Consider the following 25,147-nt stretch of genomic DNA (forward strand, 5'->3'; position numbering starts at 1 on the left):
GCGCGGGAGAACCTGCCCACAACGGCCGAATGGAATCAACGAACAATCAGTGAGGATGGGCGCAGGCTAAAAAACGAGGGCGTCCTGTGCACCCGAAAAACCGCCACTGATTGAAGTTTCACTCTATTTAGCCGGCCGAACGCGGGACCCCTATTTCTTGTTCAGAAACGACAGACAGAACAGGCAGTCTCCGTCCTTACGCACACTGCCGTAATGCAGATTACAGATATGAAACCCTTCCTTATACAGTCTGGCCAGATTATCATATCCTTCACCCACATCCGGACCCTGTGACCGGGCATCTCCGGAATATTCGGCTACCTGCTGCTTTTTTTCGGATTCTATCCGTTTCCGCAGATTACGGTTTTCAAGCGTCAGATTATTATTTTCCTCCAGAAGTGCGGTCAGTTGTGCCTTCAGGTTTCCGAAGTCCACATAAACCTGGCCCAGCTGCTCTTCCAAATGACTGACTTGCGAGAAAATGTCCCTTTTCTCCAAGTTCATCCACCTCTATTTAGCAGGAGATATAGCTCCTTCTTCAATCAGTTCATCTAATGTGTATTCAACAACCTTGTTCTGTTCTTTCAGTTCGATCTGAACAAGCCGCTCAAGAATATTGAGACCGACCACGCGTCCCGGTCCATAATGGATACGAATCGACTGGCCGATATCCGGTAAAGCCTGTTTCGCCGATTCATATTGATCATTTTCATATTTAAGGCAGCACATCAGGCGCCCGCAGACGCCGGATATTTTAGCCGGATTCAGCGACAGATTCTGATCCTTTGCCATTTTAATAGAAACTGGCTCAAAATCGCCCAGAAATGTCGAACAGCACAGCATCCTTCCGCACGGGCCAATACCACCGAGCATCTTCGCCTCATCACGTACGCCAATCTGACGAAGTTCTATTCTTGTCTTGAACACGGAAGCCAGATCCTTGACCAGCTCACGAAAATCTACCCTGCCATCGGCTGTAAAGTAAAAGATAATTTTATTTCGATCAAATGTATATTCAACATCCACCAGCTTCATTTCCAGATGGTGGTTGTAAATTTTCTGCAGGCAGATATCCATTGCTGCTTCTGCATCCTCTTTATTCTTCTGAACCTGAAGTCTGTCAGAATCTGTGGCCACCCGAATAACTTTTTTCAGGGGGAGTACAACATCTTCTTCATCTACTGTCTTTCTTCCAATGACTACCCTGCCGCATTCCACACCCCGGGTGGTCTCCACAACGACCTGCGCCCCTTCCGGGATAGCCAGCTGTTCCGGGTCAAAATAATATATTTTACCGGCCTTCTTAAATCGAACGCCGACAATATCGTATTTCATGCTGAATAAATACCTCCTAATTTGATTACAAGCCGTTCCATGACACTGAGTCCGTTAACATGTGCATCAAGCTGTTTTCCGGCTTCAAAAATCAGGGTCATCGCCTGGATGGTCTGATCCGGAGAGATTCGGATCATCTGTGCATTCAGTGCTTCAGACTGATCCTCATAGATTACCTGCTCCGGACGCCCCGTCTGAAAGGACAGAAGATCCTTATACCAGAAAAGCAGTAAATCCAGACCGACGGCCAGTTTTTGAGCATCATCAAATTCAGGAATAAATTTTTCATAGATAAAAGGTAAAACCGGTTTTGCAGTATTGCCCAGTCTTTGTGTTAATTGTAGCACTTGCGAACGTGCCTTCGCAAACCATTCATCATGGCACAGTTTCTGTGCCTCGTTAAAATCATGCGTCAGCTGCGCCGCCGGACGAGCCAGCCGGCGCGGCTGATCATCTTTTTCCAGCTGCTCTGCAACAGCCTGATCCGACAGCGGAATAAAGCTCAGAACCTGGCAGCGGGAGATGATCGTGTCCAGCAGCTGGTGAACATGATCGGTTGTCAGCAGGGCAAGTGTCCCCGGATGGGGTTCCTCTATAAATTTCAGAAGACTGTTTTCCGCCTGAACAGTCAGTTTATCTGCATCTTCAATGATAAAAATTTTTCGTGAAGACTCTGCGCCTCTGTAAGAAAACTCCTTCAGCAGTAAAGCAATCTGATTTTTCTTAATAGACTGGGCGCCCTCCCCCGCACGGATCCGGATCACATCAGGATGATTACCTGAAGCAATTCTCCGGCAGTTGCGGCAGGACAGACACGGTTCCCCTTCTACCGGGGACTCGCAGAAAAGCGTCTGGGCAACAAGCAGGGCCGTCTCGCCCTTACCGGTTCCGGCTGCCCCCTCCAGCAAATAAGCATGGGCCAGTTCGTCCCTTTTGATGGCATGCTGAAGGACACGTGCCACTGTATGCTGCTGTTTCTGTAATTTTTTCCAGTCCATTTGCATCACCCACTCTCCCGTCTTACACAACCCGGCGCGGTCAGAAGTTAAATGTATAAATTTATCAGCATCCCGCGGATCTCGTCTAGACGATCCAGGAGATCAAGCTGTTTTTTGTTTTTATCCAGCAGGTCATGCGTCAGTTCCATCAGTTTTTTGTCCACTGTCCTGACAAGGGTCTGCCTCGCGCCGCCATTCTGCCAGGAACGGAATCGTTCGGTATCGAGCCCCTGGCGTACAGCTTCCTGCATGAAGGAACGCACAAGCTTCTTATACAGCTGCAGATCATGCACCGTCCGGGACCCGGAAACACGGGCAGCCTGTTCATCTACGTGACGCATCAGTGTTTTCAACGCTTCAGCATTCAGGTGTTCTTGTCCTGCAGCGAGCGTGCGGCTGAATGAACCGTTCAGCTTTGCTGTTATTCTCCCCCGACCGGCTGCTTTCTCTGTCACCCGGTTTTCCTGACCGATCTTAATCGACACCTTAGACGCCTCCTTAAAAATGCCTGAACTGGTCGACATCCAGCACAAACACAGTGGCGCCGCCAACTTCTACTTCAACCGGTTGCATCATGTACCCGTCCGTGATGCTGTCTAATGAAGAAATTGGCGACATGATCTGCATTCTGCTTCGGCAGTGATTATGAATCAGCTCCAGAAGTCCTTCAACTTTCTCATCGTCTGTCCCAATCATAAACGTGGTATTTCCGGCACGCAGGAACCCGCCGGTGGAAGCAAGCTTCGTGACATGAAAGTCAGCTTTAACAAGTGCTTCCTGCAAACCCGAACTGTCCTTTTTCTGAACAACCGCCAGCACCAGTTTCACCAGAACCACCCTTTCAATCCGTTTTTTTGAATTGTGTCCATAAGGAGCGGAAATCCTCCCATATTTCATGAAAAACCTCATTTGCCGCCTGTTCACCGTTTATTCGGCAAATGCGTTGTTCATTTTCCTGAAGGATCTTCTGAAATCCTTCCCGTACACGCTGGTGATAGGCAAGTGACCGCCTCTCGACCCGGTCCAGCTCATCAGCTCTTTGCGTCGCACCGGTCTCCGGTGCCCCGCTCCGCTGCTTCATCCGCTTTCTGCCTGCCTCCGGGGATACATCAATCAGATAGGTTCTGTCGGGAGTCAGACCCCCTGTTGCAAATCGATTGACCTCGCGCACCCATTTCACCGGCTGACCCAGTCCGTAAGCCTGGTAAGCGATGGAGGCATCAACAAACCGGTCACTGAGAACCACCTGACCGGATTTCAGAGCCGGAATAATTTTTTCTTCAACATGTTGACTGCGTGACGCGGCGTACAGCAGAATCTCTGTCCTGTCTGTAAGCGCCTGATGAGCCGGATCAAGGATCATGGACCGGATTTCGTCGCCGATCGCCGTTCCTCCCGGTTCACGTGTCAGAACAAACGACACCCCCTGCGTCTCAAGCATTCGGGCCAGTTTATGAATCTGTGTCGTTTTTCCGGCTCCGTCCGGTCCTTCAAAAGTAATAAAAAGTCCCTTGTCCCTGCTCATAATACCCCTGCTTTATATATCTTTATTTTGCCTTTTGTGATGCCATCATTCTGAAAAACAGTACCTTCACGAACCAGTCGTTCGACCAGTTCCCGTTGTGCCCGGGTAATCCGTTCACCTTTTATGATCACTGGTATACCTGGAGGATAGGGAATGACATATTCCGCCGCAACCTGTCCTTCGGCAAGATTCAGAGCGGTATCCTGCTTCTCAGTCTTTGAAAGTTCACTGTATGTCCCGGCAAGCGTTGAACATAGCTGGAACCGTACGGGTTCAGGATCTTTCCTCCGATGAAAAGGATGCAGCTCCTCAAGGCTCTCACGAATGCCGGTAAGTGCGGCATCCAGGGGGATCCGATCGGTCAGACCCAGTGTCAAAAGAACATGCTCTGAATCAGCCATCTCAGGATAAATCCCGGACTCAATCAGCCGCTTCTGCCAGTCGTACCCGTTCACACCCGGCCCTGCATCAAGCGTAATCTTAAATGGGTCAACCCGATAATAGCCCGGATCAGCCTTAAGGACATGGACCTTCCCAATCTTCTCAAGTCCGCGGACGAACCTGTTTCGGCATTCAAGAATATGATCAACTCTCAGTCTGTCCAGATTAGCCAGTACGTATCTGGCCAGATCAAGAGAAGCCATAATCGGATAGGAAGGGCTGGACGTCTGCAACGCTTCTCTTGCTTCCCGTACGCTCTCTGTCGATACACGCTGTGAACAGACATGCAGCCAGGCGCCCATCGTCATCGCCGGCAGCATTTTATGCGCAGAGTGAACCACGAGATCCGCGCCCAGATCCAGTGCACTCGGTGGCAGAGGATGACCCAGGTGGAAATGTGCGCCGTGGGCTTCATCAACCAGCACGGTCATGCCATGCGCGTGGGCCTCCCGGATCAAACCCGCGATGTCCGGGGCCATACCATAATAATTCGGATAGGTCAGAATCACTGCTTTTGCCTGAGGATACTTCCGAAGGGCCTCTTTCCACGCCCGCGGATCAACACCTGCTGTAAGCCCTGATTTCCTGTCTCGAAAAGGAGCAAGAAATACAGGCCGGACACGACCCAGACGGAGCGCGTGGAAAACTGATTTATGGCTGTCCCGCTGAACCAGAACGGTATCTCCTTCGTGACAGGCCGCCTGAACCATGATCAGATTCCCGACAGTAGACCCGTTTACAAGAAACAGACTCGCCCGGGACTGATAATATTGGGTCAGAAGCGCCTCCCCCGCCCGGATGATCCCCTCCGGATGATACAGATCGTCAAGACCGGCCACCTCTGTTGCATCTAAAGCAAGGAGCGGTCTGAAATACGGCGCCGCCTTCTCCGGGAAGATCAACCCGTCTTTGTGACCGGGAACATGAAAAGAAAACGCCTGACGGTTATGATATTGAAGTAAGCCATCAAATACAGGCGTACATGCTTGATCCATATTTTTGCCTCTATAAAGAATATATTTTTATCCATCTGAAATGCACTTTTTTCATACGTTTATTCTACCATAACAGACAAAAAGCCAGCCACCTGCAGGCAGGTGACCGGTGCACGAAAACAAGTATTCATTTTTTACTGCCCGGACCCGGCTGAGTCAGGAATTCGGCCCGGGCGATGACCAGGAGGCCGAAGATAAACAGGAGAAACCCCCAGGCCTGGCTGGAGCGGTCGATTGTCATCCATAACAGTCCGCAGCTGAACAGAATCAGGCCAATAAGAAACATCAGGATTCGTTTCAATGGGCGTCACTTCCGATCGATGAAATTTCCGGTATATGCCTTCGCTTTTCTGTCATCCTCCTGCCATGACATGATATCGGTGATATATTGCCTCATCCAGGCCTGCCGTCCAAGAATACGAAACGCGGAGGTACCGATCAGTACACCGCAGGCATTCAGGATGAGATCATCGACATCAAAAGGATGGACAGGAAACCGCGGGATGCCATTCAGCAGAAAAACCAGGATCTCAACACCCAGGGAGGCTGTGAAACCCGTTATCATCAGTTTAAAAAAAGTCAGACGGCCACGCGTCGCAAAGCCGGTGAAAAAGATGAACGGAATCGGAAGGACGATTTGCCAGAAAAGAAGCCAGTACCCCCCGGCGCTGTGAAGAGAAGATGAAATGGTCTGAAGGGGCCGCCATTGATACCATGTATCCGTTCCGGACGAAACCGGCTGAACGGTAAGCAGAACAGTAAACACCAGGTAACCGGCAAGAAGTGACAGAAAGATCCCGCGGTTAAAGGTCAGATGTTTTTTCGTTAATTTTTCCCAGAGGAGGCATACACCAAGGACTGTACCGTAACCTATAAAGAAATCAAGAATATCAGGTTCAAGAAGATGTCTCAGGATTCTCCCCTGCCTCTCAAGGAAAGCTTTCATAATTATCTGCAGTCATCACTGCTCCTGTTCTCATCATAATACAGATCCGTCCGCAGCAACCCGCACACTTCGTGCGGAATAGCGCAAAAAAGATGCGGGATCACGCATATCCCGCATCTTGCTCTTTTCTTGTGCGTCTAGGGGGTGGGGAGCAACTGCCCGCAGCAGCCCGATGGATTCAAATCATTAGAATCGATTCAGATGCATGTCCACTTTCCCCGCATTAACCTGAACGTGATTCTCTTCACTCCTTCACTATAAAACTTACCTCTTCAATACCTTGCCGGAAAGTATGTTATACTAAACGTAAATTCATCTGTTAGTCTCGCTGGGGGAGCTTTCATAGCTGAGATCGGTATCGCCGAGACCCTTTGAACCTGAACCAGATCATACTGGCGTAGGAAAGTGGCTAAACTTGCATCCTATTTTTATATCTACGTTACGATGCATATTTGTAAACCACTTTCTGCTTATGAAAGTGGTTTCTTTATTTTTATTCATTTATTACATGGAAGGAAGGGACCCTATGTTATTTTCAAAGCGGTTAAAACAAAAGGCCAAACCCATTTTACATGAGATTTTTGATCATCCTTTTGTGAAAGGCATTGCAAGTGGAACATTGCCTAAAGAAGCGATTACGTTTTACGTTCAACAGGATTTTCAATACCTTAATGCCTTTGTGAAGCTTTATGCCTACGCCATTATCAAGTCTGAAACGCGTGATGACATGGATTTTTTTAAAGAGCAGATTGATTACACATTGCATAGTGAAAACATGGCTCATGGAAATTTATGCCAGGTCGCAAACCTCTCATATGACACATTGAAAGAAGGTAAAATCGCGCCTGTCACTCTTCTATATCAAGAGCATATGCTCGACCAGGGAGTTAACGGAAGTTTACTTGATATTTTAGCCTGCTTAATCCCTTGTCCCTGGACGTATTGGGAAATCGGGAAAAGGTTGGTGGAGCAACATCCATCTCTGGAAAACCATCCGTTCAAAGACTGGATTACGTTCTATGGCACTTATGGAAATGGTGAAATGGCCTTTGCCGAAGAACTGTTCCGACGCCTGAATGAAAAAGCCGGGAAAGCATCAACAAAAGCATTGGATCAGGCAGAACACGTCTTCTTACGCAGTTGCGAATTAGAATGGATGTTCTGGGAAATGGCTTATTATCGGCAACACTGGACATTTAACGATCGCATCAAAATTTAATGCACCGGGCAGGAATAAGAAAAGCCTTCATTTCACGATGGACACCCTTGCCTTTGGCTCGCAGTTCCTACGTTCAAGGCCTGCAGCGGACTTTCACCACCTGGCTGCCGCCCGACGCACCTTTAATCAGTGGGGGGATGAAGACACCCCACTGATTAAAGGTTCACTTTATCCCGGGCTCCTTGCGGGGGGTAAGCAGAATCCCTTCCCGATTAATCTTCTCCGCGGCTTCCACCCGTGAATGTACACCCAGCTTCTGAAAAATGCCGGTCAGATACTTTTCTACCGTCCGCTGGCCGATCAGAAGAGACTTCGCAATTTCCCGGTTGGTCTGCCCGCTGATTACGGCAGACATAATATCTTTCTCCAGATGGTTGAAATGGACTCTTGTCGCGCTTTCTATGGCCTTCTCACTGATTGCAAGTTTTCTGAAAAGCCACATCGGCATCAGCACTTCATCACGGAGCGCGGCCCGAAGCGCAGCGACGAGAGATTCAATAGAGGCCGACTTACTGATCACGCCGGACACCCCGCGGTCAACCATTTCTTCAAATAAAGGCTCAATTTCATTTTCATAACCTGTATATATCAATACTTTAGCTTCCGAATCAAGATCCAGTATCAGATCTGTTGCTTCAAGGCCGTCCATCTGCGGCATATTCAGGTCTATCAAATATAATTTAAAATAATGTCTTTTGACTTCAGCAGCCAGATCGCCCGATGGTGGCAGTGCTTCTACGTCAAATCCCGCCGCTTTTAACACCGTTTGCGTCCCTCTTGCTACAACAGCATGATCATCCATGACTAATACCGATGTCATCTTTCACACCTCGTTATTTATTGTCATTACCCGCCGGCAGATCAATCCGGACAGCCAGTCCGCCCGGCGCCGGCTTTTCCTGAGCCTGCGTCAGCCTGATGGATCCGCCCAGCCCTTCTACTCGGCTGATCAGACCCGGAAGGCCCATCGTACTGAAGGAAGGATCAATCTGACTGTCATCGATACCGGCTCCATCGTCCCGGTAAATCAGAAGGACGTGCGCTCCATCAAACCGGACAGCCAGGAAAACATGCCGGGCACCAGTATGAGCTGCCACATGATCTAATAACTCCTGCGCCGCGCGATAAAGGCAGAGGGCCCCTTCTCTCTTCAAACCTTTCGGGATCGGGTCGATATGGGTCTCCAGAAAGAAGCCTGCCGACAGGCTGACCTGTTCAATAAGTTCGTTAAGAGCCGGACCAGGTCCTTTTTTTAATGCGGGTTCAGGATACCAGGCGCGGATGATTTTTCGCAGATCTCCGGCAATGTCCAGCACCCGCTCCCGGGCATAGGTGAGCATGCCCTTTATTTTCGCATCCTCCGTCTTTCTTATTTTCATATCAATTTCACGGGCAATAGCCAGCTGATCCTGGACGGCGGTATCATGTAAATCTCTTGCCAGCTGCTTTCGTTCATACTCCGATAATGAAAACAGAAACCGGTTCATTTCAGGCGGAATACGTGATCGGTCCGTTTCCATCCTGCGGAGCGCATGCAGCAGCCGGTCCGTCTGATCCAGATTTTCAATCACAACTTTCGCATAGTTCAGCAGGGTCTCCAGCCACATGCGCTCCTCCAGGTTGAGCATTTTCACCGGCTTTCGCCAGATACAGACAAGCAGCAGATTTTCATCCTTTCGCTGCTTCAGTAAAACAGCCATACCGGAAGGGCTTTTCCACATGCCACTGACTGGCTCTGTATGATCCTGCAGACGGCTGGTCCACTCCGTTATCCGGTTTTTATTCCCGTTTAGCGTCCGGACTTCCTTGTCACTGCCGATTCTGACCACCTCCGCATGCAGCGCGGGAAGATGGGAGGTCACTATTTCCCTGAGCATAAGGGCCACATGATCCAGCGTGTATTCTGTTTTCGACCATTGCAGAAAACGGTTCAGGCTCTCCTGCCTCGCTCTTTTTTCGGCACCTTCATGCTTTCTCAGCCAGTGATCCAGATACTCCCTGACATAAAGAGCCAGAATCCCGGTACTGAAAACAAGGATCCCGAGACTCATAATCTCTCCCGGATTGCCTGCAAGCTGCTCCCTTATGAATATGAGAAAAACACTCAGAGTCACAAGCGTCATGCAGAAGCTGAGCAGGCTGTAATAGCCGAGCCGGCTAATCTCAAACGACATATCAATAAACACACCGGAGAGAACCGGAATGCATAAGGTCAGAGGAAGAAGCAGTGCAAAAGGTGTGGTCCATTCAACAGGAAGCGGCGACGTGCCGGTAAGCATGTTCGGCAAAGCATAGAAAGCAACAAAGGGAAAAAGGGTGAGAAAAAATCCTGCCATCAGCAGCTGAATCATCCGTCTGTATTCCGATCCTTCGATCCGCCTGTACAGCCTTGCCAAAAGGACGCACAGCAAAAGAAAAACAAAAACCGAAAAAATCAGTTCCTGAGGATAATAGGCACTGACCGACCTGTCCTCGATAAAAATACTGTGAAGAACAATTAATCCGCCACACAGATACAGACAGCCCAGCAGCCATCGAGACAACAGGAAAAAGCCAAAAGATCCGAAATAAACACGCATAAAATGAACCAGGAGAATCAATGTAAAAACCAGGGAAAAGCTGGTGACTTTCAGACTCCAGCTGTCATGTCGCGCATTAGCCGACATCTCAAGCAAAAGCGGTGAGACAACGATCAGAAGGGCGATCAGTACGGGTACCGCCGGATTTATCTCCTTTTTCATATGCAGAAAACAGGCGAACGAAAAACAGATAAGGAAAAAAGCGGCGGGAATGACCAGAAAGAAAAACATTGCCGATTTCGAAACCGACTGATCAACAGACAGGCGAATCACCTCATTCTCCCGCAGAAGATCGATATGTCCCGCCTGTCCGATCATCTCGTATGCGGTCATACTTTTTACTTTTGAAGGTAACTTTCCGTCAACGGACAGTATCCGGTCACCCGGCCGGATATGGGCGGAACTGCCCCAGCTGAAAGGAGCGACGCTTTGAACTGTATACCCCTGATCAGTGTGTTCTGTATAGACACCTATATAAGGCTTGTCAATAATACTGATCGTAAAATGCAGAACAAGTACGATGACTGTGATCATACTGATAAAAAACAAGTGCTTTTGCAGCTGACGGCTGATCTCGTTTTGCATGCTCCCGCCTCCCTCGTATCAATCTGCCGGCCAGCGTATTTTTACTGAAAGCCCTTTGCCCTTCTGAGACCGGATCACGATCCGGCCGCCTATACCCTCCACTCTGCCGATCATCCCGGGGAAACCCATTGTACCAAAGGACTGACCGACTTTTGATACATCCATGCCCACGCCGTCATCTTCATAATACAAGCCAAATTCGTTTCCTTCTTTACTCAGGCGCAGGGTCACCCGTTTCGCCCCGGCATGTTTCATGGCATTATTTAACAGTTCCTGAACCACCCGGTACACAGTCATTTCAAATTCTTTCGGCAGCATCGCCGTCCGATCATCGATAAACGTTTCCAGAACAAAATCCCCGCGTAAATTTACTTTTTCAAACAGTTCATCAAGTGATTTCTTCAAACCTGCCCGATAGATAAATTCAGGGTGGATTTCATAAATGACCTGGCGGAGGATGTAAACACTGTCCAGGACCTGTTCCCGGATGTAGCCGAGAAAGTGCCCGAGCTTCCTGTCCTGAGTCCACTCCCTCCAGCTGTCCATATCACGGGCGAAAGCGAGCTGATCCTGCAGATTATGGTCATGGAGATCTTTGGCAAGCTCCTTTCGCTCCTGTTCAGAAATGCGCACCATCATTTTCTTCACCGTGATCGGCAGGGCCCTGCCTTCCCGGACCGGCTGTCTGAGTTCAGCAAGCAGCTCTTTCGTATTTTTCAGGTTTTCAGTTGCAATCTGAGCATAACTGATCAGTGTCGCCAGCCATGAGCGCTCGTCGGGATTCAGCCGGGTTCTCGGTCCGCTCCAGCTTCCTGCAAGTGTGATGTCTTCCGAATGTCCGGCTGAAAGCAGAGCCGAGAATCCTTTTTTACTGAATGCGATTTTTCTGTCCGGTTCGGTGAACAGGGAGACCCTGTTTCCATCGATGACCGGCGATTTTTCGCCAGTTAGGCCCTCTCGAATCAGCCTGACGTTCTCAAAGGGAAGACATGCCTCAATTTCTTTTTTCAGGATTTTCCCAAGTCCGCTGGTGTCCGGATCCATCTTCATCCACTGCAGGAAGCGGTTCAGGCTGGTCTGGTAATCCTGCCGTTTAGGATACAGTCTTTTTCTCAGTGAATAATCCAGGAATTCTTTCAAATAAAGCGTCATCGTAACAATCGTCCAGACAGCAAACGCCAGTCTGATCCAGTCCATGGAGCCATATGCACTGCCGTTCTGCGCCATCATGGAAAAAACACCCGACACAAGCACTGCTGCACCCGCACCAATCGTCCCGCAATAAACCAGCCTGCCCGTTACAAAGGAAACATCTATAAATCGGTCAGACACAGAAAGATAGAACCACGTCAGAGGAATCAGGGAAAGAAAGGGCATCGTCCACTGCCATGTGATCACTTCCTGCTTCAACAGCAGCGCTGGCAGCCCATAAAATATCACGAACGGCAGCAGCGCAGCGGTCACCCCGGCAGCCGGCACCTGAAGCAGTATCCGGGATGCTTTAGTTTCAGCCGTGAAGAGCTGATAAAACAAGGGAACAAGCAGGAAAAGAAATAAGGCAGCACCCGCTGTGAGCACAACAGACAGCGGATGACCCGCTGGCATCAGGACGGCAGCCACTATAAAAGCTGCTGCGGAAAGCACATACTGGATCAATAAATAACGGTCAGAAAACAAATGAAGATGCCGGGACTGGCCGTACTGATTCAGATAGTGCAGCATCAGCGTCGGACTGATCAGGAAGGAAAAAAGAATAAAGAGATGCACGGGCCCGTTCTCCCTGAGTCCGGAAGCCGCACTGATCGCCGTAAATACCGGCCCGATGAGCGAAAGAAAAATGATCAGGACAGATACACCTGCCCCCTGCCCGCGGGCGAGCATAAAGGCAGCCAGGACCAGACATAAGGCAAAGAACAGGACGGGGAAAAGAAAGTGGATGATCAATCCTTCAGGGGAGCCGGCCGGGCTGAAGGAAAGCGTCTGCCTCTCCCCGTTATGCAGCCATTCCAGATGCTGTGCATGACGGATTTCACCGTTTCCGGATTCCTGCCCTCTGTCTGCTGCTGCCTGTCCGTCCACAGAGAGCAGACGATCCCCCTCCTGAAGCCGGCTGCCTGTCCATCCAAGATGATCACTGCTTTCTACCAGCACGCGTCCGTCCGACGACTTCACATGAATGCCGGCATAGGGGAACTGAAACATCAGGAAAATAAAATACAGAAACGCCGCAAACGAGAGGATCAGACAGATGAGGCGCCTATGAATGACAAATACATGATGAAATGAACGGGACATCAGCAACACCTGCCTTTAGCACCGCCCGGAAGGAAACCGGCCCATCCGGTAATCTTTGGAATCTTATTTTAAGTTTATCAAAAAATACACACTTTCGGACATATCTGACAAGATTCCCTCCTCTTTTCCTTCTGATAAAGAAACCCTTCGCCCGGTTCTTCTGATCCTTTTTTCAAAGTAAAAAAGAGAAGCCTTTTGTTGCGGGGATGCTTCTCTGTTACCGGATCATTTTGTTGTTTCCTTTGTCTGATCAATCAGGTTCAGCTGAGACAGTTTTTTAATCAGAAAACCGTATTTCCAGTCCGTTACATCCGTCTTCACAATCGTTCTCCGGCAGGAATCACAGATTAATTGATTTCCGATATGCAGACCTTCCGACTTCAGTTGATTACAGATCATACATGTTTCATGAATCGGGGCGTGTGCCTCTTCTGCCATAGTTGATGCCACCTCCTGTCACAGGATAACCTGATTTCTCGTAATCTATTCATCCTGATCCTTACTTGCATTCTATGGTGCATTTTCAGTCAGGTGCCTGCCCGGAAAAAACACATCAGTCTCAGCGGTACAAATTGAAGAAAAGCGGTCGGAAGTTCCGACCGCTTTTTCTGATTATATCCGATTGATTTGCCCCAGAATATTTTCAATACCATTCGTTGCATTTGCTGCCCGCATCATCCGATCTCTGTATGCGTAGCGGTTTTTGTATACGTCAGTGAGGGTCCGCTGCAGCTTCTCAGGAGTGAGCGTATCATTATCAAGCACTTTGCAAAATCCTCTTTTTCTGAATGATTCAGCATTCAGAATCTGGTCGCCACGACTCGCCCTCAGGGGCAGCGGTACAAGGATCATCGGTTTTTTTAAAGCGAGAAATTCAAAAATCGCATTCGAACCGGCCCGGGATAAAATAATCGTTGAGGCGGCCATCACGTCGGGCAGCTCTTTATCAATAAAAGCAAACTGTCTGTACCCCGTCATGTTCAAAGAATCATCGACATTCCCTTTCCCGCAAAGATGGACAATCTGATAATCTTTCAGCAGGTCAGGAAGAGAGGTGCGTACGGCGTCATTGATCGCCCTTGCTCCAAGGCTGCCGCCCATGACAAGTAACACCGGTTTATTCGACTGAAACCCGAGAAAACGGAAACCTGCTTCCCTGCGCCCCTTTTTCAGACTGTCGCGGATGGGTGCACCGGAGTAGACCACTTTACTTGCCGGAAAATGTTTGCCTGCTTCCTCAAATGTCACAAACAGTTTGGTTGCGAACCGCATCGCTATACGATTAGCCAGCCCGGGCGTTATATCCGATTCATGAATGTAAACAGGAACCCGGTTCATCCAGCCGCCGATCACAACCGGGACAGAAACAAACCCGCCCTTTGAAAAAATGATATCCGGCCTGATTTTCCTTATGATAAAATAGGCCTGCATGACACCGGCAAAAACCTTGAACGGATCCTTGAAATTTTTCATATCAAAATAACGGCGCAATTTTCCGCTTGAAATGCCCCGGTAATCAATGCCATGCGCTTCAACCAGTTTTTTTTCAATACCGTTTTTTGATCCCATATAGGTAATCGACCATTGATCCTTCATCCGGTCAATCAGCGCCAGATTCGGTGTAACGTGACCTGCTGATCCGCCACCTGTAAAAATGATTTTCTTCACCATTTTATTGTCTCATTCCAATCAGCCTTTTTTCACCCGTTAAAAAGTGTAATACAACTGATGTCATTGTAAACCACTATTTTAAAAAAAGCAGCGGGATTTTTCAGCCTGGAAACTCTCTCTTCATTTATTATCCGGTAATCTGCTTTTGATCATTGTTTTCAAACTGGCTGTTGTACAGATCAGCATAAAACCCGCCTTTTTCAAGTAAAGTGGTGTGCGTACCCTGTTCAACAACATGTCCATGGTTCATGACCAGAATCAGATCGGATTCTCTGATCGTCGACAGGCGATGTGCGATGACAAAGCTTGTACGGTTTTTCATGAGAGTCTGCATGGCTTTCTGTATATGGACCTCCGTCCGGGTATCAACACTGCTCGTGGCTTCATCAAGAATCAGGATCACAGGATCCGCAAGAAGTGCCCGGGCAATCGTCAGCAGCTGTTTCTGCCCCTGCGACAGATTTGAGCCTTCCTCATTAATGATTGTGTCATAACCATCAGGCAGTGTCCGGATGAAATGGTCGGCATGCGCGGCAGCGGCCGCACGGACAATCTCCTCTTCTGTAGCTTTCTCGCGTCCGTAGGCAATGTTCTCACGGATTGTTCCGCTGAACAGCCAGGTATCCTGAAGGACTATCCCGAACAGGTGGTGCAGCGCATCCCGTTTCAATGTCTTAATATCCACACCGTCAATGGTGATTCGCCCCGCATCGCAGTCATAGAAACGCATCAGCAGATTAATCAGCGTCGTCTTTCCGGCACCTGTAGGACCGACAATGGCAATGGATGAACCGGCAGCTGCATCGATGTTCATTTGTTCGATCAGCGGCTGATCGGCTTTGTACCGGAAAGAAACCTGTTCAAATCGGACGTGTCCTCTCGGTTCCGGCAAAACTGCCGGTTCCGGCAAATCGGGGGTATCCTCCTCTTCATCCAGGATTTCAAAAATCCGTTCCGCTGAAGCAATCGTCGACTGGATAATGTTCGAGATATTCGCAATCTGATTCAGCGGCTGGCCGAACTGCCGGGCATATTGAATAAATGCCTGGATGTCGCCAATCTGAATCGTACGGTTAATCACGAGCATACCGCCGACCACAGAGATCAGCACATAACCGATGTTTCCAATAAACATCATCATCGGCATGATGATTCCTGAGAGGAACTGGGCTTTCCATGCTGAGTGGTACAGGCTGCCGTTGATCTCTTTGAACGTGTTAATCGCCTGCGGTTCGCGGTTGAATGCTTTGACCACCTGGTGACCGGTAAACATCTCTTCGACATGCCCGTTCAGTTTGCCGATTCGTTCCTGTTGCTGTTTGAAATAGAGCTGCGACCGGCCGGCGATCCCTTTTATACCTACAAGGCTGAGCGGGATCGTCACAAGCAGAACAACCGTCAGCAGCGGACTGATTGTCAGCATCATCACAAGCACACCGAGCAGGGTGACAATTGAAGTAATCGAGGTGGTCAGGCTTTGCGAAAGTGTATTGCTGATGTTCTCCGAATCATTGACCGCCCGGCTGAGCACATCCCCATACGGATGCGTGTCAAAATAGCGAACCGGCAGTCTGGCCAGTTTTTCATTGACCTGCCTGCGCAGGGTGTAGACCATTTTCTGTGAAACGCCACTCATCAGATATTGCATCACATACATGAACAGAGAACTGAGTACGTACAGAACAATCAGGGTGACGACAATATTCCAGATATAATCGAAGTCCATCTGCGCGCCCGGTACGCCCCGGATTTTGTTCATCATCCCTTCAAAAAGCCGGGTGGTGGCATCACCCATCAGCTTCGGTGCAAGGATCGAAAATAGCGTGCTCAGGACAGCGGCGGCAAAAACAGTGATCAGAACCCCCACATGCGGCCTCAGGTAACCCAGCAGTCTGTTGAACGTTTTTTTGAAATGCTTTGGTTTCTGAAGCGGCAGGTGCATGGTCCCATGGCCACCTCCGTGGCGACGGCCGCCTGGAGACTGATTTTTACTCATGCCAGCTCCTCCTTATTCCCCTGCGATGATACAATTTCCCGGTAAACCGGGCAGGTTTCCATTAATTCCTGATGCGTTCCAATTCCGGTCACCGAACCCTCATCCAGAACGATGATTCGGTCGGCATGGAGCACTGTACTGATACGCTGTGCGACAATAATCAGGACAGCCGACTCCGTCATATGTCTCAGCTCTTTCTGCAGTTTTGCACCCGTCCGGTAATCGAGTGCCGAGAAACTGTCGTCCAGTAAATAGATATCGGTTTTTCTGATCAGGGCACGGGCGATTGCGAGCCGCTGCTTCTGGCCACCGGAAATATTTTTACCGTCCTGAGCAATGACCGAATCATATCCGTCAGGCATTTGACTGATAAATTCATCTGCCTGCGCTGCACGTGCCGCCTCCCTGACCGACACATCTGCCGCCGAACCGTCCCCATAACGGATGTTTTCTGCTACCGTTCCGCTGAACAGGACCGCTTTCTGCGGGACATAGCTGATCAAACTTCGCAGGTCCTCAAGCCGCATCTCGCGGACATCCGTCCCGTTTACTTTTACGCTGCCTTCCGACACGTCGAAAAACCGGGGGATCAGATTCAGCAATGTCGACTTTCCGGCACCTGTCCCGCCAATAATTGCCGTCATCTCTCCAGGCTGAGCGGTGAAAGAAATATCGGAAAGGGCCGGTTTTTCTGCTCCAGGGTAACGGCAGGTTACATCTTTGAATGTTACACCACGGTCACCGGCCGGCGCCGGATAGTCTTTCGTCCTGCCGGCATCACGGATGTCCGGCTGAATGTCCAGCACTTCATTGACACGCACAGCCGACACCTGCGCCCGCGGAACCATAATCAACATCATGGCCCCCATCAGGACAGAAAACATGATCATCATCGCGTACTGAATAAAGGCCATAAGATCTCCGACCTGCATCGCACCCTGGTCAATTCTCAGCCCGCCGAACCAGACGATCGCAACCGACGACAGGTTCATAATCAGCATCATCACCGGCAGCGCCGCGGCCATAATCTGATTAATCCGGATCGATGTTTGCATCATATCCCGGTTAGCCGTATCAAACCGCTTTGTTTCATGCTTTATCCGATTGAACGACCGGATGACGCGGATCCCCGTCAATTCCTCACGCAGCACCAGATTCATTCGGTCCATTTTTTTCTGAATCTGTTTAAAAAGCGGAATAGCCCATTTCGCCAGAACAACGACCCCGGCGATCAACAGCGGCAGGGCGACAATAAAAACAAGAGATAATTGAGCATCCTTGTATACCGCCATAATAATCCCGCCAATACACATCAGCGGTGCCATGGTCATCAGCTTAAGCATCATCATAAAGACCTGTTCGATCTGGGCGATGTCATTGGTCGTCCGGGTGATCAGTGAACTTGTCCCGACCTGATCAAACTCTTTCAGGGAGAACGTCTCGACATGTGAAAACATTTCATTTCGCAAATCACGTCCGAAGCCGTTTGCCGCTTTTGAAGCCAGATAATTTGAGACGACCGTGAACCCCCCGGCCACAAGCGTCACGAGCAGCATGAGGACGCCCATCTTATAAATGTAAGGCATGTCCCCCTTAACGATACCGGTATCGACAATATCCGACATCAAAGTCGGCAGATACAGGTTAGCAAGGGATTGCAGAAAAACAAAAACCACGGAAAGGACCGCCGCCCGTAAATAAGGCCGGAAGTATTTTGATAAACGGATCAAATCCTGCATCTCCAATCTCTCAAAAAGCGGTAAATAATTTTATTGAATAAATCATATCTTAACAACTCTGTGTGAACAACAAATGAATGATCTGATACCTTCTGTACCTGCGACTTTTCCCGGCAGATGATACAATAAACGTATCTTACCATCTGGAGGCTATTTGTGGTTAAACGAATGGAACTTGTCATTTTTTTCCTGTTATTACTCTCTTTCCTTCTCAAAATCTATCATGATACCCAATTTTTCAAAATGAATCGGGTCACTGTTCAGAGTGATAAAATACACTCAGAATCCGAGATCAGGATTGTTCAGATCAGCGACCTGCATGATAAAGTCTTTGGAAAAAACAATAAGCGCTTCATAACTGCAGTGGAAAAAACGCATGCTGACGCCATTGTCCTTACAGGTGACCTGATTAATACAAATACCCGTTCATTCATCCCTGTTTTTTCATTAATTGAACGGATCAGCACTAAAAATAAACAGATATACTTCGTCTCAGGAAATCATGACTGGACAAACCCGAAATACAACCTCCTGCTGAAAGGACTTCAGGAGCGTGGAGTCAGGTTGCTGAACAATAAACAGACGCAGATTGTGGCAAACGGCGTACCGGTAAACCTGGTCGGGGTCGACGATCCCTCAACAGATCATGAGGATCTGAACAAAGCCTTCAGGAATGTGGACAAAAGTCAATATACGATTCTGCTTGCCCATGATCCGGCCGTGACAGAAGAATACCCGAATATTCCTGCCGAACTGATTCTGAGCGGACATACACACGGTGGACAAATCAGGCTTCCATTGATCGGTGCTCTTATTGCCCCGGGCCAGGGCTTCTTTCCCAGACTGGATAAAGGACTATTCAAACTTCATCCGAATCAGTTTCTTTATGTAGACAGCGGGCTGGGTACCAGCGTTTTGCCTGTACGACTGTTTAATCAAAGTCAGTTCAGTCTGATTACCATTAGAGAAAAATAATAGCTTTCTAAAAACACTTACGAAGGAAACACGGATCATCCATCGTTACTCTTACTTATCATACAGTCATCCATAGCATTTCATACTTTCTATCCTGAAGCGCATTCATGACCTGAAAAAAGCAACTCAAAGGGATTCTGCACCTTTTATCATCCCCTATTTGGTGTTGCGAGGCAACATTGAGGTAACTGGGCCGTTTCATCGCAAAAAAAAATACGTACTTTTCATTAAAGAAAAGTACGTATTTTCATTTGCCTGGCAGTGACCTACTCTCACAGGGGGACAGCCCCCCACTACCATCGGCACAGAAGAGCTTAACGACCGTGTTCGGGATGGGAACGGGTGTGACCTCTTCGCTATGACCGCCAGACTTGAAAATCACCCGGGGCCAGACGACCCCTCAAAACCGGTAACGAAAGATACAGCACGTCTTTTTTCCTTCTGTCCGCTGACTTTGGGTTAAGCCCTCGGCCGATTAGTATCTGTCCGCTTCACGCGTCACCGCGCTTCCACTCCAGACCTATCCACCTCATCATCTCTGAGGGGCCTTACCAGCTTAAAGCTGTGGGAAATCTCATCTTGGAGGGGGCTTCATGCTTAGATGCTTTCAGCACTTATCCCGTCCACACATAGCTACCCAGCGTCTGCTCCTGGCGGAACAACTGGTACACCAGCGGTGTGTCCATCCCGGTCCTCTCGTACTAAGGACAGCTCTCCTCAAATTTCCTGCGCCCGCGACGGATAGGGACCGAACTGTCTCACGACGTTCTGAACCCAGCTCGCGTACCGCTTTAATGGGCGAACAGCCCAACCCTTGGGACCTACTTCAGCCCCAGGATGCGATGAGCCGACATCGAGGTGCCAAACCTCCCCGTCGATGTGAACTCTTGGGGGAGATAAGCCTGTTATCCCCAGGGTAGCTTTTATCCGTTGAGCGATGGCCCTTCCATGCGGTGCCACCGGATCACTAAGCCCGACTTTCGTCCCTGCTCGACTTGTGGGTCTCGCAGTCAAGCTCCCTTGTGCCTTTACACTCTGCGAATGATTTCCAACCATTCTGAGGGAACCTTTGGGCGCCTCCGTTACCTTTTGGGAGGCGACCGCCCCAGTCAAACTGCCTGCCTGACACTGTCTCCGGACCGGATCACGGTCCCGGGTTAGAATGTCGGTATCGAAAGGGCAGTATCCCACCGGCGCCTCAGCCGAACCTGGCGGTCCGGCGTCAAAGGCTCCTGCCTATCCTGTACAATCGATACCCACATCCAATATCAGGCTGCAGTAAAGCTCCATGGGGTCTTTCCGTCCTGTCGCGGGTAACCTGCATCTTCACAGGTACTATAATTTCACCGGGTCTCTCGTTGAGACAGTATCCAAATCGTTACACCTTTCGTGCGGGTCGGAACTTACCCGACAAGGAATTTCGCTACCTTAGGACCGTTATAGTTACGGCCGCCGTTTACTGGGGCTTCGGTTCAAAGCTTCTCCCCGAAGGGATGACCTCTCCTCTTAACCTTCCAGCACCGGGCAGGTGTCAGCCCCTATACATCACCTTTCGGTTTAGCAGAAACCTGTGTTTTTGGTAAACAGTCGCTTGGATCTTTTCACTGCGGCTCAGAGGGCCCGAAGGCCCTTTGAGCACCCCTTCTCCCGAAGTTACGGGGTGATTTTGCCGAGTTCCTTAACGAGAGTTCTCCCGAGCGTCTCAGAATTCTCTTCTTGCCCACCTGTGTCGGTTTGGGTACGGGCGCTGGTTCACTCGCCAGAGGCTTTTCTAGGCAGTGTAGGTTGTGGCCCTTCGGTACTTAAATTTCCCTCCTCATCACCGTCCGGCCTCAGGCAGCGGGATTTGCCTCGCTGCCGGCCTCGCGGCTTGAACGCACGCTTCCATCCGTGCGCTGACCTCGCCTTCCTGCGTCCCCCCTTCACTCAAACGTGTTCCAGCGGTACAGGAATATCCACCTGTTGTCCATCGCCTACGCCTTTCGGCCTCGGCTTAGGCCCCGACTGACCCTGGGCGGACGAACCTTCCCCAGGAACCCTCGGGCTTTCGACGGAGGAGATTCTCACTCCTCTTTTCGTTACTCATACCGGCATTCTCACTTCCAGACGCTCCAGCCTGCCTTCCGGCAGACCTTCCCGGCCTCTGGAACGCTCCCCTACCATGACTCTGAAAGAGTCATCCGCGGCTTCGGTGCTGCGCTTAGCCCCGTTACATTTTCGGCGCGGCGCCACTCGACCAGTGAGCTATTACGCACTCTTTAAATGGTGGCTGCTTCTGAGCCAACATCCTGGTTGTCTGGGCAACGCCACATCCTTTCCCACTCAGCGCAAACTTAGGGACCTTAGCCGGCGGTCTGGGCTGTTTCCCTTTCGACGACGGATCTTATCACTCGCCGTCTGACTCCCGGAGCCTGAGCGTCTGGCATTCGGAGTTTGACTGAACTCGGTAATCCTGTGGGGACCCCTTATTCAATCAGTGCTCTACCTCCAGACCTCTTTCTCCGAGGCTAGCCCTAAAGCTATTTCGGGGAGAACCAGCTATCTCCGTGTTCGATTGGCATTTCACCCCTACCCACACCTCATCCCCGCATTTTTCAACATGCGTGGGTTCGGGCCTCCATCCAGTGTTACCTGGACTTCACCCTGGACATGGGTAGATCACACGGTTTCGGGTCGGCAACTCTGAACTCATTCGCCCTCTTCAGACTCGCTTTCGCTGCGGCTCCGCCTCTCCGGCTTAACCTTGCTCAGAATCGCCACTCGCCGGTCCATTCTACAAAAGGTACGCTGTCACCCCCGAAGGGGCTCCAACTACTTGCAGGCACACGGTTTCAGGATCTCTTTCACTCCCCTTCCGGGGTGCTTTTCACCTTTCCCTCACGGTACTGGTTCACTATCGGTCACTGGGGAGTATTTAGCCTTGGGAGACGGTCCTCCCAGCTTCCGACGGGGTTTCTCGTGTCCCGCCGTACTCAGGATCCACTCCGGAGAGCGCGCCTCTTCGGCTACAGGGCGTTTGCCTTCTTCGGCCGGCCCTTCCAGGCCATTCGCCTGAAACGCGCTTTTCTGACTCCATGCGGAGTGTCCTACAACCCCAGGGAGCAAGCCCCCTGGTTTGGGCTGTTTCCTTTTCGCTCGCCACTACTCGGGAAATCGCATTTGCTTTCTCTTCCTCCGGGTACTGAGATGTTTCAGTTCCCCGGGTCTGCCTTGACGCCCCTATGAATTCAGTGCGTCATCCTGTCCGTCAGGACAGGGGGTTTCCCCATTCGGAAATCTCCGGATCAAAGCCCACTTACGGCTCCCCGGAGCTTATCGGAATTCGTTCCGTCCTTCATCGGCTCCCAGTGCCAAGGCATCCACCGTGTGCCCTTTAAAACTTAACCACCGACACAATCATTGATCATGTCCTGGACAAAATGGAATTCTTGACGTGTTTTCTGTATCTTTCGTTATCCAGTTTTCAAGGATCGTCCCGCGTGCCCTGCGGCACGCCGGGTATTGAAGGAATGACTCCTTCAAAACCAAACAAAAGCCCAAACGTTTCGCTATCGATCGTTTCCTTAGAAAGGAGGTGATCCAGCCGCACCTTCCGATACGGCTACCTTGTTACGACTTCACCCCAATCATTTGTCCCACCTTCGGCGGCTGGGCCCATAAAGGTTCCCGCACCGACTTCGGGTGTTACAAACTCTCGTGGTGTGACGGGCGGTGTGTACAAGGCCCGGGAACGGATTCACCGCGGCATGCTGATCCGCGATTACTAGCAATTCCGGCTTCATGCAGGCGGGTTGCAGCCTGCAATCCGAACTGGGGGCGGCTTTATGGGATTGGCTCAGCCTCGCGGCTTCGCTGCCCTTTGTACCGCCCATTGTAGCACGTGTGTAGCCCAGATCATAAGGGGCATGATGATTTGACGTCATCCCCACCTTCCTCCGGTTTGTCACCGGCAGTCACCCTCGAGTGCCCAACTGAATGCTGGCAACCAGGGTCAAGGGTTGCGCTCGTTGCGGGACTTAACCCAACATCTCACGACACGAGCTGACGACAACCATGCACCACCTGTCACTTCGTCCCCCGAAGGGGAAAACCCGATCTCTCGGGCGGTCGAAGGATGTCAAGACCTGGTAAGGTTCTTCGCGTTGCTTCGAATTAAACCACATGCTCCACTGCTTGTGCGGGCCCCCGTCAATTCCTTTGAGTTTCAGCCTTGCGGCCGTACTCCCCAGGCGGAATGCTTAATGTGTTAACTTCAGCACTAAGGGGTTGGACCCCCCTAACACCTGGCATTCATCGTTTACGGCGTGGACTACCAGGGTATCTAATCCTGTTCGCTCCCCACGCTTTCGCACCTCAGCGTCAGTAACAGACCAGAGAGCCGCCTTCGCCACTGGTATTCCTCCACATCTCTACGCATTTCACCGCTACACGTGGAATTCTACTCTCCTCTTCTGTACTCAAGCTCCCCAGTTTCCAATGCCCGCCTGCAGTTGAGCTGCAGAATTTCACATCAGACTTAAGAAGCCGCCTGCGCGCGCTTTACGCCCAATAATTCCGGACAACGCTTGCCACCTACGTATTACCGCGGCTGCTGGCACGTAGTTAGCCGTGGCTTTCTGGCCGGATACCGTCACGACGCGGACATTTCCTCCCGCATCCGTTCTTCTCCGGCAACAGAGCTTTACGATCCGAAAACCTTCTTCGCTCACGCGGCGTTGCTCCATCAGACTTTCGTCCATTGTGGAAGATTCCCTACTGCTGCCTCCCGTAGGAGTTTGGGCCGTGTCTCAGTCCCAATGTGGCCGATCACCCTCTCAGGTCGGCTATGCATCGCGGCCTTGGTGGGCCGTTACCCCGCCAACAAGCTAATGCACCGCGGGCCCATCAGTCAGTGATGGCCGAAACCATCTTTCAGCTCCGCACCATGCGGTGCGGAGGATCATCCGGTATTAGCTGCGGTTTCCCACAGTTATCCCAGTCTGACCGGCAGGTTGCCCACGTGTTACTCACCCATCCGCCGCTCACCTCAGGGAGCAAGCTCCCCTCTGTGCGCACGACTTGCATGTATTAGGCACGCCGCCAGCGTTCGTCCTGAGCCAGGATCAAACTCTCCAAAAAAGTGTTGCTTCTTCCGGATCCCTTTCGGCATCCGGGTCAAACTTTTTCGTTCATAAGATCCATAGCAAATTGAATTGATCAGGGGATAAACCCCTTAAATCACGCTTGGCTTTTGTTCGGTTTTCAAGGAACATTCCGTGTTGCCTTTCTCGACTGCAACTTTTAAAGTATATCATGTCGCTTCAAGAAAGTCAATAACTTTTTTCACCTTTTTCAACGACAAAAACTATTATATTATCACACCGACATTCTGTCAAGAACTTTTTTGCAGCTTTTGAAGAAAAAGCCTTCAGAAAAACGATGTCTTCTCGGGTAGCGCCTGGCTTACCAGTCAGCAGGTTTTTCTTTATCCTGAAAAAACGCGGCAATGAGTATATTAACATCCCGCACTCTATCCGTCAACACCTGAACCTTCATTTCAGCCGGATAATTTAATGAAGACCAGTGCGGCTACGCCAGGCAGTCCAAGAATCCCGCTTATCGACGCTGTAGCAAGATTAATAGGTATATGCAGATTAAAGGATTCTCCGATCACGTTGAGAAGAAAAAGCATAAATACCCCTACTGTCAGTCTGACAGCCAGTTTTCCCAGCCATCTTAACGGACGTAAGGATCCCGACAGGACAAGCATCAGCAAAAAAAGAACAACAGCACAACCGGCAATAAGTAAAAACTGTTGCATCAGAACAGACCTCCTCTCTTACCTGTTATAAAAGTATATGGAGACCTG

At 50.1% G+C, this 25,147-nt stretch carries 19 protein-coding genes, 3 rRNA genes and 1 riboswitch; of the genes, 2 read left to right on the plus strand and 20 right to left on the minus strand.

The genetic code is table 11. The annotated features are described in order from the left end of the window. Nucleotides 1-150 precede the first annotated feature (150 nt). From yabA to ABNN70_RS03675, 9 genes are all read right to left on the minus strand, one after another. Nucleotides 151-498 (minus strand): DNA replication initiation control protein YabA, encoded by a 348-nt coding sequence (gene yabA, locus ABNN70_RS03635; protein ID WP_353948774.1) that lies wholly within the window; start codon nucleotides 496-498, stop codon nucleotides 151-153. A gap of 12 nt (nucleotides 499-510) precedes the next feature. Continuing rightward, nucleotides 511-1,335, minus strand: coding sequence for a stage 0 sporulation family protein (locus ABNN70_RS03640; protein WP_353948775.1), 825 nt, complete (start codon nucleotides 1,333-1,335; stop codon nucleotides 511-513). Next, the gene (holB, locus tag ABNN70_RS03645; protein ID WP_240697334.1) at nucleotides 1,332-2,339 is read right to left on the minus strand and encodes a DNA polymerase III subunit delta'; all 1,008 of its coding nucleotides are present in this window, start codon (nucleotides 2,337-2,339) and stop codon (nucleotides 1,332-1,334) included. The genes ABNN70_RS03640 and holB overlap by 4 nt, the downstream gene beginning before the upstream one ends. Nucleotides 2,340-2,380: 41 nt before the next feature. After that, nucleotides 2,381-2,818 carry a YaaR family protein gene (locus tag ABNN70_RS03650; RefSeq protein WP_240697333.1) on the minus strand — a complete coding sequence of 146 codons (438 nt, stop codon included), beginning with the start codon at nucleotides 2,816-2,818 and terminating at the stop codon, nucleotides 2,381-2,383. 13 nt (nucleotides 2,819-2,831) lie between these two features. Further along, the gene (locus tag ABNN70_RS03655) at nucleotides 2,832-3,161 is read right to left on the minus strand and encodes a cyclic-di-AMP receptor (protein WP_129929944.1); all 330 of its coding nucleotides are present in this window, start codon (nucleotides 3,159-3,161) and stop codon (nucleotides 2,832-2,834) included. Nucleotides 3,162-3,174: 13 nt separating this feature from the next. Next, entirely contained in the window at nucleotides 3,175-3,858 is a 684-nt protein-coding gene (tmk, locus tag ABNN70_RS03660) for a dTMP kinase (protein ID WP_129929943.1), read from the minus strand. Next, on the minus strand, nucleotides 3,855-5,294 hold the full coding sequence (locus ABNN70_RS03665) for an aminotransferase class I/II-fold pyridoxal phosphate-dependent enzyme (protein ID WP_353948776.1): 1,440 nt from the start codon (nucleotides 5,292-5,294) through the stop codon (nucleotides 3,855-3,857). Before ABNN70_RS03665 ends, tmk begins: the two co-directional genes overlap by 4 nt. A 127-nt stretch (nucleotides 5,295-5,421) precedes the next feature. Then, complete coding sequence (locus tag ABNN70_RS03670; RefSeq protein WP_165364305.1) at nucleotides 5,422-5,595, minus strand: hypothetical protein; 174 nt, start codon at nucleotides 5,593-5,595, stop codon at nucleotides 5,422-5,424. A gap of 6 nt (nucleotides 5,596-5,601) precedes the next feature. After that, entirely contained in the window at nucleotides 5,602-6,240 is a 639-nt protein-coding gene (locus ABNN70_RS03675) for a VanZ family protein (RefSeq protein WP_353948777.1), read from the minus strand. A gap of 320 nt (nucleotides 6,241-6,560) precedes the next feature. Beyond that, a riboswitch (TPP riboswitch) is annotated at nucleotides 6,561-6,661 on the plus strand. Between the two features lie 105 nt (nucleotides 6,662-6,766). Between ABNN70_RS03675 and tenA the strand changes: the two genes are divergently transcribed. After that, complete coding sequence (gene tenA / locus ABNN70_RS03680; protein WP_353948778.1) at nucleotides 6,767-7,459, plus strand: thiaminase II; 693 nt, start codon at nucleotides 6,767-6,769, stop codon at nucleotides 7,457-7,459. Nucleotides 7,460-7,622: 163 nt separating this feature from the next. Here tenA and ABNN70_RS03685 read toward each other — a convergent pair whose 3' ends face one another. The 7 genes from ABNN70_RS03685 to ABNN70_RS03715 all read right to left on the minus strand — a co-directional run bounded on the left by ABNN70_RS03685 (nucleotide 7,623) and on the right by ABNN70_RS03715 (nucleotide 18,315). Further along, on the minus strand, nucleotides 7,623-8,279 hold the full coding sequence (locus ABNN70_RS03685) for a response regulator transcription factor (protein WP_353948779.1): 657 nt from the start codon (nucleotides 8,277-8,279) through the stop codon (nucleotides 7,623-7,625). A gap of 13 nt (nucleotides 8,280-8,292) precedes the next feature. Then, complete coding sequence (locus ABNN70_RS03690; protein ID WP_353948780.1) at nucleotides 8,293-10,623, minus strand: histidine kinase; 2,331 nt, start codon at nucleotides 10,621-10,623, stop codon at nucleotides 8,293-8,295. 18 nt (nucleotides 10,624-10,641) lie between these two features. Beyond that, a complete protein-coding gene (locus ABNN70_RS03695; RefSeq protein ID WP_129929937.1) occupies nucleotides 10,642-12,918 on the minus strand; it encodes an ATP-binding protein in 2,277 nt (758 codons plus the stop codon). A gap of 225 nt (nucleotides 12,919-13,143) precedes the next feature. Further along, a complete protein-coding gene (locus ABNN70_RS03700) occupies nucleotides 13,144-13,356 on the minus strand; it encodes a sigma factor G inhibitor Gin (protein ID WP_129929936.1) in 213 nt (70 codons plus the stop codon). Nucleotides 13,357-13,530: 174 nt separating this feature from the next. Then, entirely contained in the window at nucleotides 13,531-14,586 is a 1,056-nt protein-coding gene (locus ABNN70_RS03705; protein ID WP_206184323.1) for an undecaprenyldiphospho-muramoylpentapeptide beta-N-acetylglucosaminyltransferase, read from the minus strand. Nucleotides 14,587-14,716: 130 nt separating this feature from the next. Further along, nucleotides 14,717-16,585: an ABC transporter ATP-binding protein gene (locus ABNN70_RS03710; protein WP_353948781.1), complete on the minus strand. Its 1,869-nt coding sequence runs from the start codon at nucleotides 16,583-16,585 to the stop codon at nucleotides 14,717-14,719. Continuing rightward, nucleotides 16,582-18,315: an ABC transporter ATP-binding protein gene (locus ABNN70_RS03715; RefSeq protein ID WP_353948782.1), complete on the minus strand. Its 1,734-nt coding sequence runs from the start codon at nucleotides 18,313-18,315 to the stop codon at nucleotides 16,582-16,584. Before ABNN70_RS03715 ends, ABNN70_RS03710 begins: the two co-directional genes overlap by 4 nt. 165 nt (nucleotides 18,316-18,480) lie before the next feature. On the opposite strand from ABNN70_RS03715, the gene ABNN70_RS03720 reads away from it, so the two are divergent. Further along, nucleotides 18,481-19,299, plus strand: a complete 819-nt coding sequence (locus tag ABNN70_RS03720; protein WP_353948783.1) for a metallophosphoesterase — start codon at nucleotides 18,481-18,483, stop codon at nucleotides 19,297-19,299. 253 nt (nucleotides 19,300-19,552) lie between these two features. On the opposite strand, the gene rrf is transcribed toward ABNN70_RS03720, so the two are convergent. From rrf to ABNN70_RS03740, 4 genes are all read right to left on the minus strand, one after another. Further along, nucleotides 19,553-19,669 (minus strand): 5S ribosomal RNA (rrf, locus tag ABNN70_RS03725). A gap of 85 nt (nucleotides 19,670-19,754) precedes the next feature. Continuing rightward, nucleotides 19,755-22,685 (minus strand): 23S ribosomal RNA (locus ABNN70_RS03730). Between the two features lie 181 nt (nucleotides 22,686-22,866). Next, nucleotides 22,867-24,417, minus strand: a 16S ribosomal RNA gene (locus tag ABNN70_RS03735). The 16S, 23S and 5S rRNA genes sit together here, the layout of an rRNA operon. Nucleotides 24,418-24,835: 418 nt before the next feature. After that, entirely contained in the window at nucleotides 24,836-25,099 is a 264-nt protein-coding gene (locus tag ABNN70_RS03740) for a pro-sigmaK processing inhibitor BofA family protein (protein WP_129928612.1), read from the minus strand. Nucleotides 25,100-25,147: the final 48 nt, after the last annotated feature.

The organism is Sporolactobacillus sp. Y61, assembly GCF_040529185.1.
Classification (GTDB): domain Bacteria; phylum Bacillota; class Bacilli; order Bacillales; family Sporolactobacillaceae; genus Sporolactobacillus.

Bases quoted from the DNA above. Each gene is read 5' to 3' on its own strand.
- ABNN70_RS03640 (WP_353948775.1), bottom strand. From the start codon at position 1,335: ATGAAATACGATATTGTCGGCGTTCGATTTAAGAAGGCCGGTAAAATA.
- holB (WP_240697334.1), bottom strand. From the start codon at position 2,339: ATGCAAATGGACTGGAAAAAATTACAGAAACAGCAGCATACAGTGGCA.
- tmk (WP_129929943.1), bottom strand. From the start codon at position 3,858: ATGAGCAGGGACAAGGGACTTTTTATTACTTTTGAAGGACCGGACGGA.
- ABNN70_RS03665 (WP_353948776.1), bottom strand. From the start codon at position 5,294: ATGGATCAAGCATGTACGCCTGTATTTGATGGCTTACTTCAATATCAT.
- ABNN70_RS03675 (WP_353948777.1), bottom strand. From the start codon at position 6,240: ATGAAAGCTTTCCTTGAGAGGCAGGGGAGAATCCTGAGACATCTTCTT.
- tenA (WP_353948778.1), top strand. From the start codon at position 6,767: ATGTTATTTTCAAAGCGGTTAAAACAAAAGGCCAAACCCATTTTACAT.
- ABNN70_RS03685 (WP_353948779.1), bottom strand. From the start codon at position 8,279: ATGACATCGGTATTAGTCATGGATGATCATGCTGTTGTAGCAAGAGGG.
- ABNN70_RS03690 (WP_353948780.1), bottom strand. From the start codon at position 10,623: ATGCAAAACGAGATCAGCCGTCAGCTGCAAAAGCACTTGTTTTTTATC.
- ABNN70_RS03695 (WP_129929937.1), bottom strand. From the start codon at position 12,918: ATGTCCCGTTCATTTCATCATGTATTTGTCATTCATAGGCGCCTCATC.
- ABNN70_RS03700 (WP_129929936.1), bottom strand. From the start codon at position 13,356: ATGGCAGAAGAGGCACACGCCCCGATTCATGAAACATGTATGATCTGT.
- ABNN70_RS03710 (WP_353948781.1), bottom strand. From the start codon at position 16,585: ATGAGTAAAAATCAGTCTCCAGGCGGCCGTCGCCACGGAGGTGGCCAT.
- ABNN70_RS03740 (WP_129928612.1), bottom strand. From the start codon at position 25,099: ATGCAACAGTTTTTACTTATTGCCGGTTGTGCTGTTGTTCTTTTTTTG.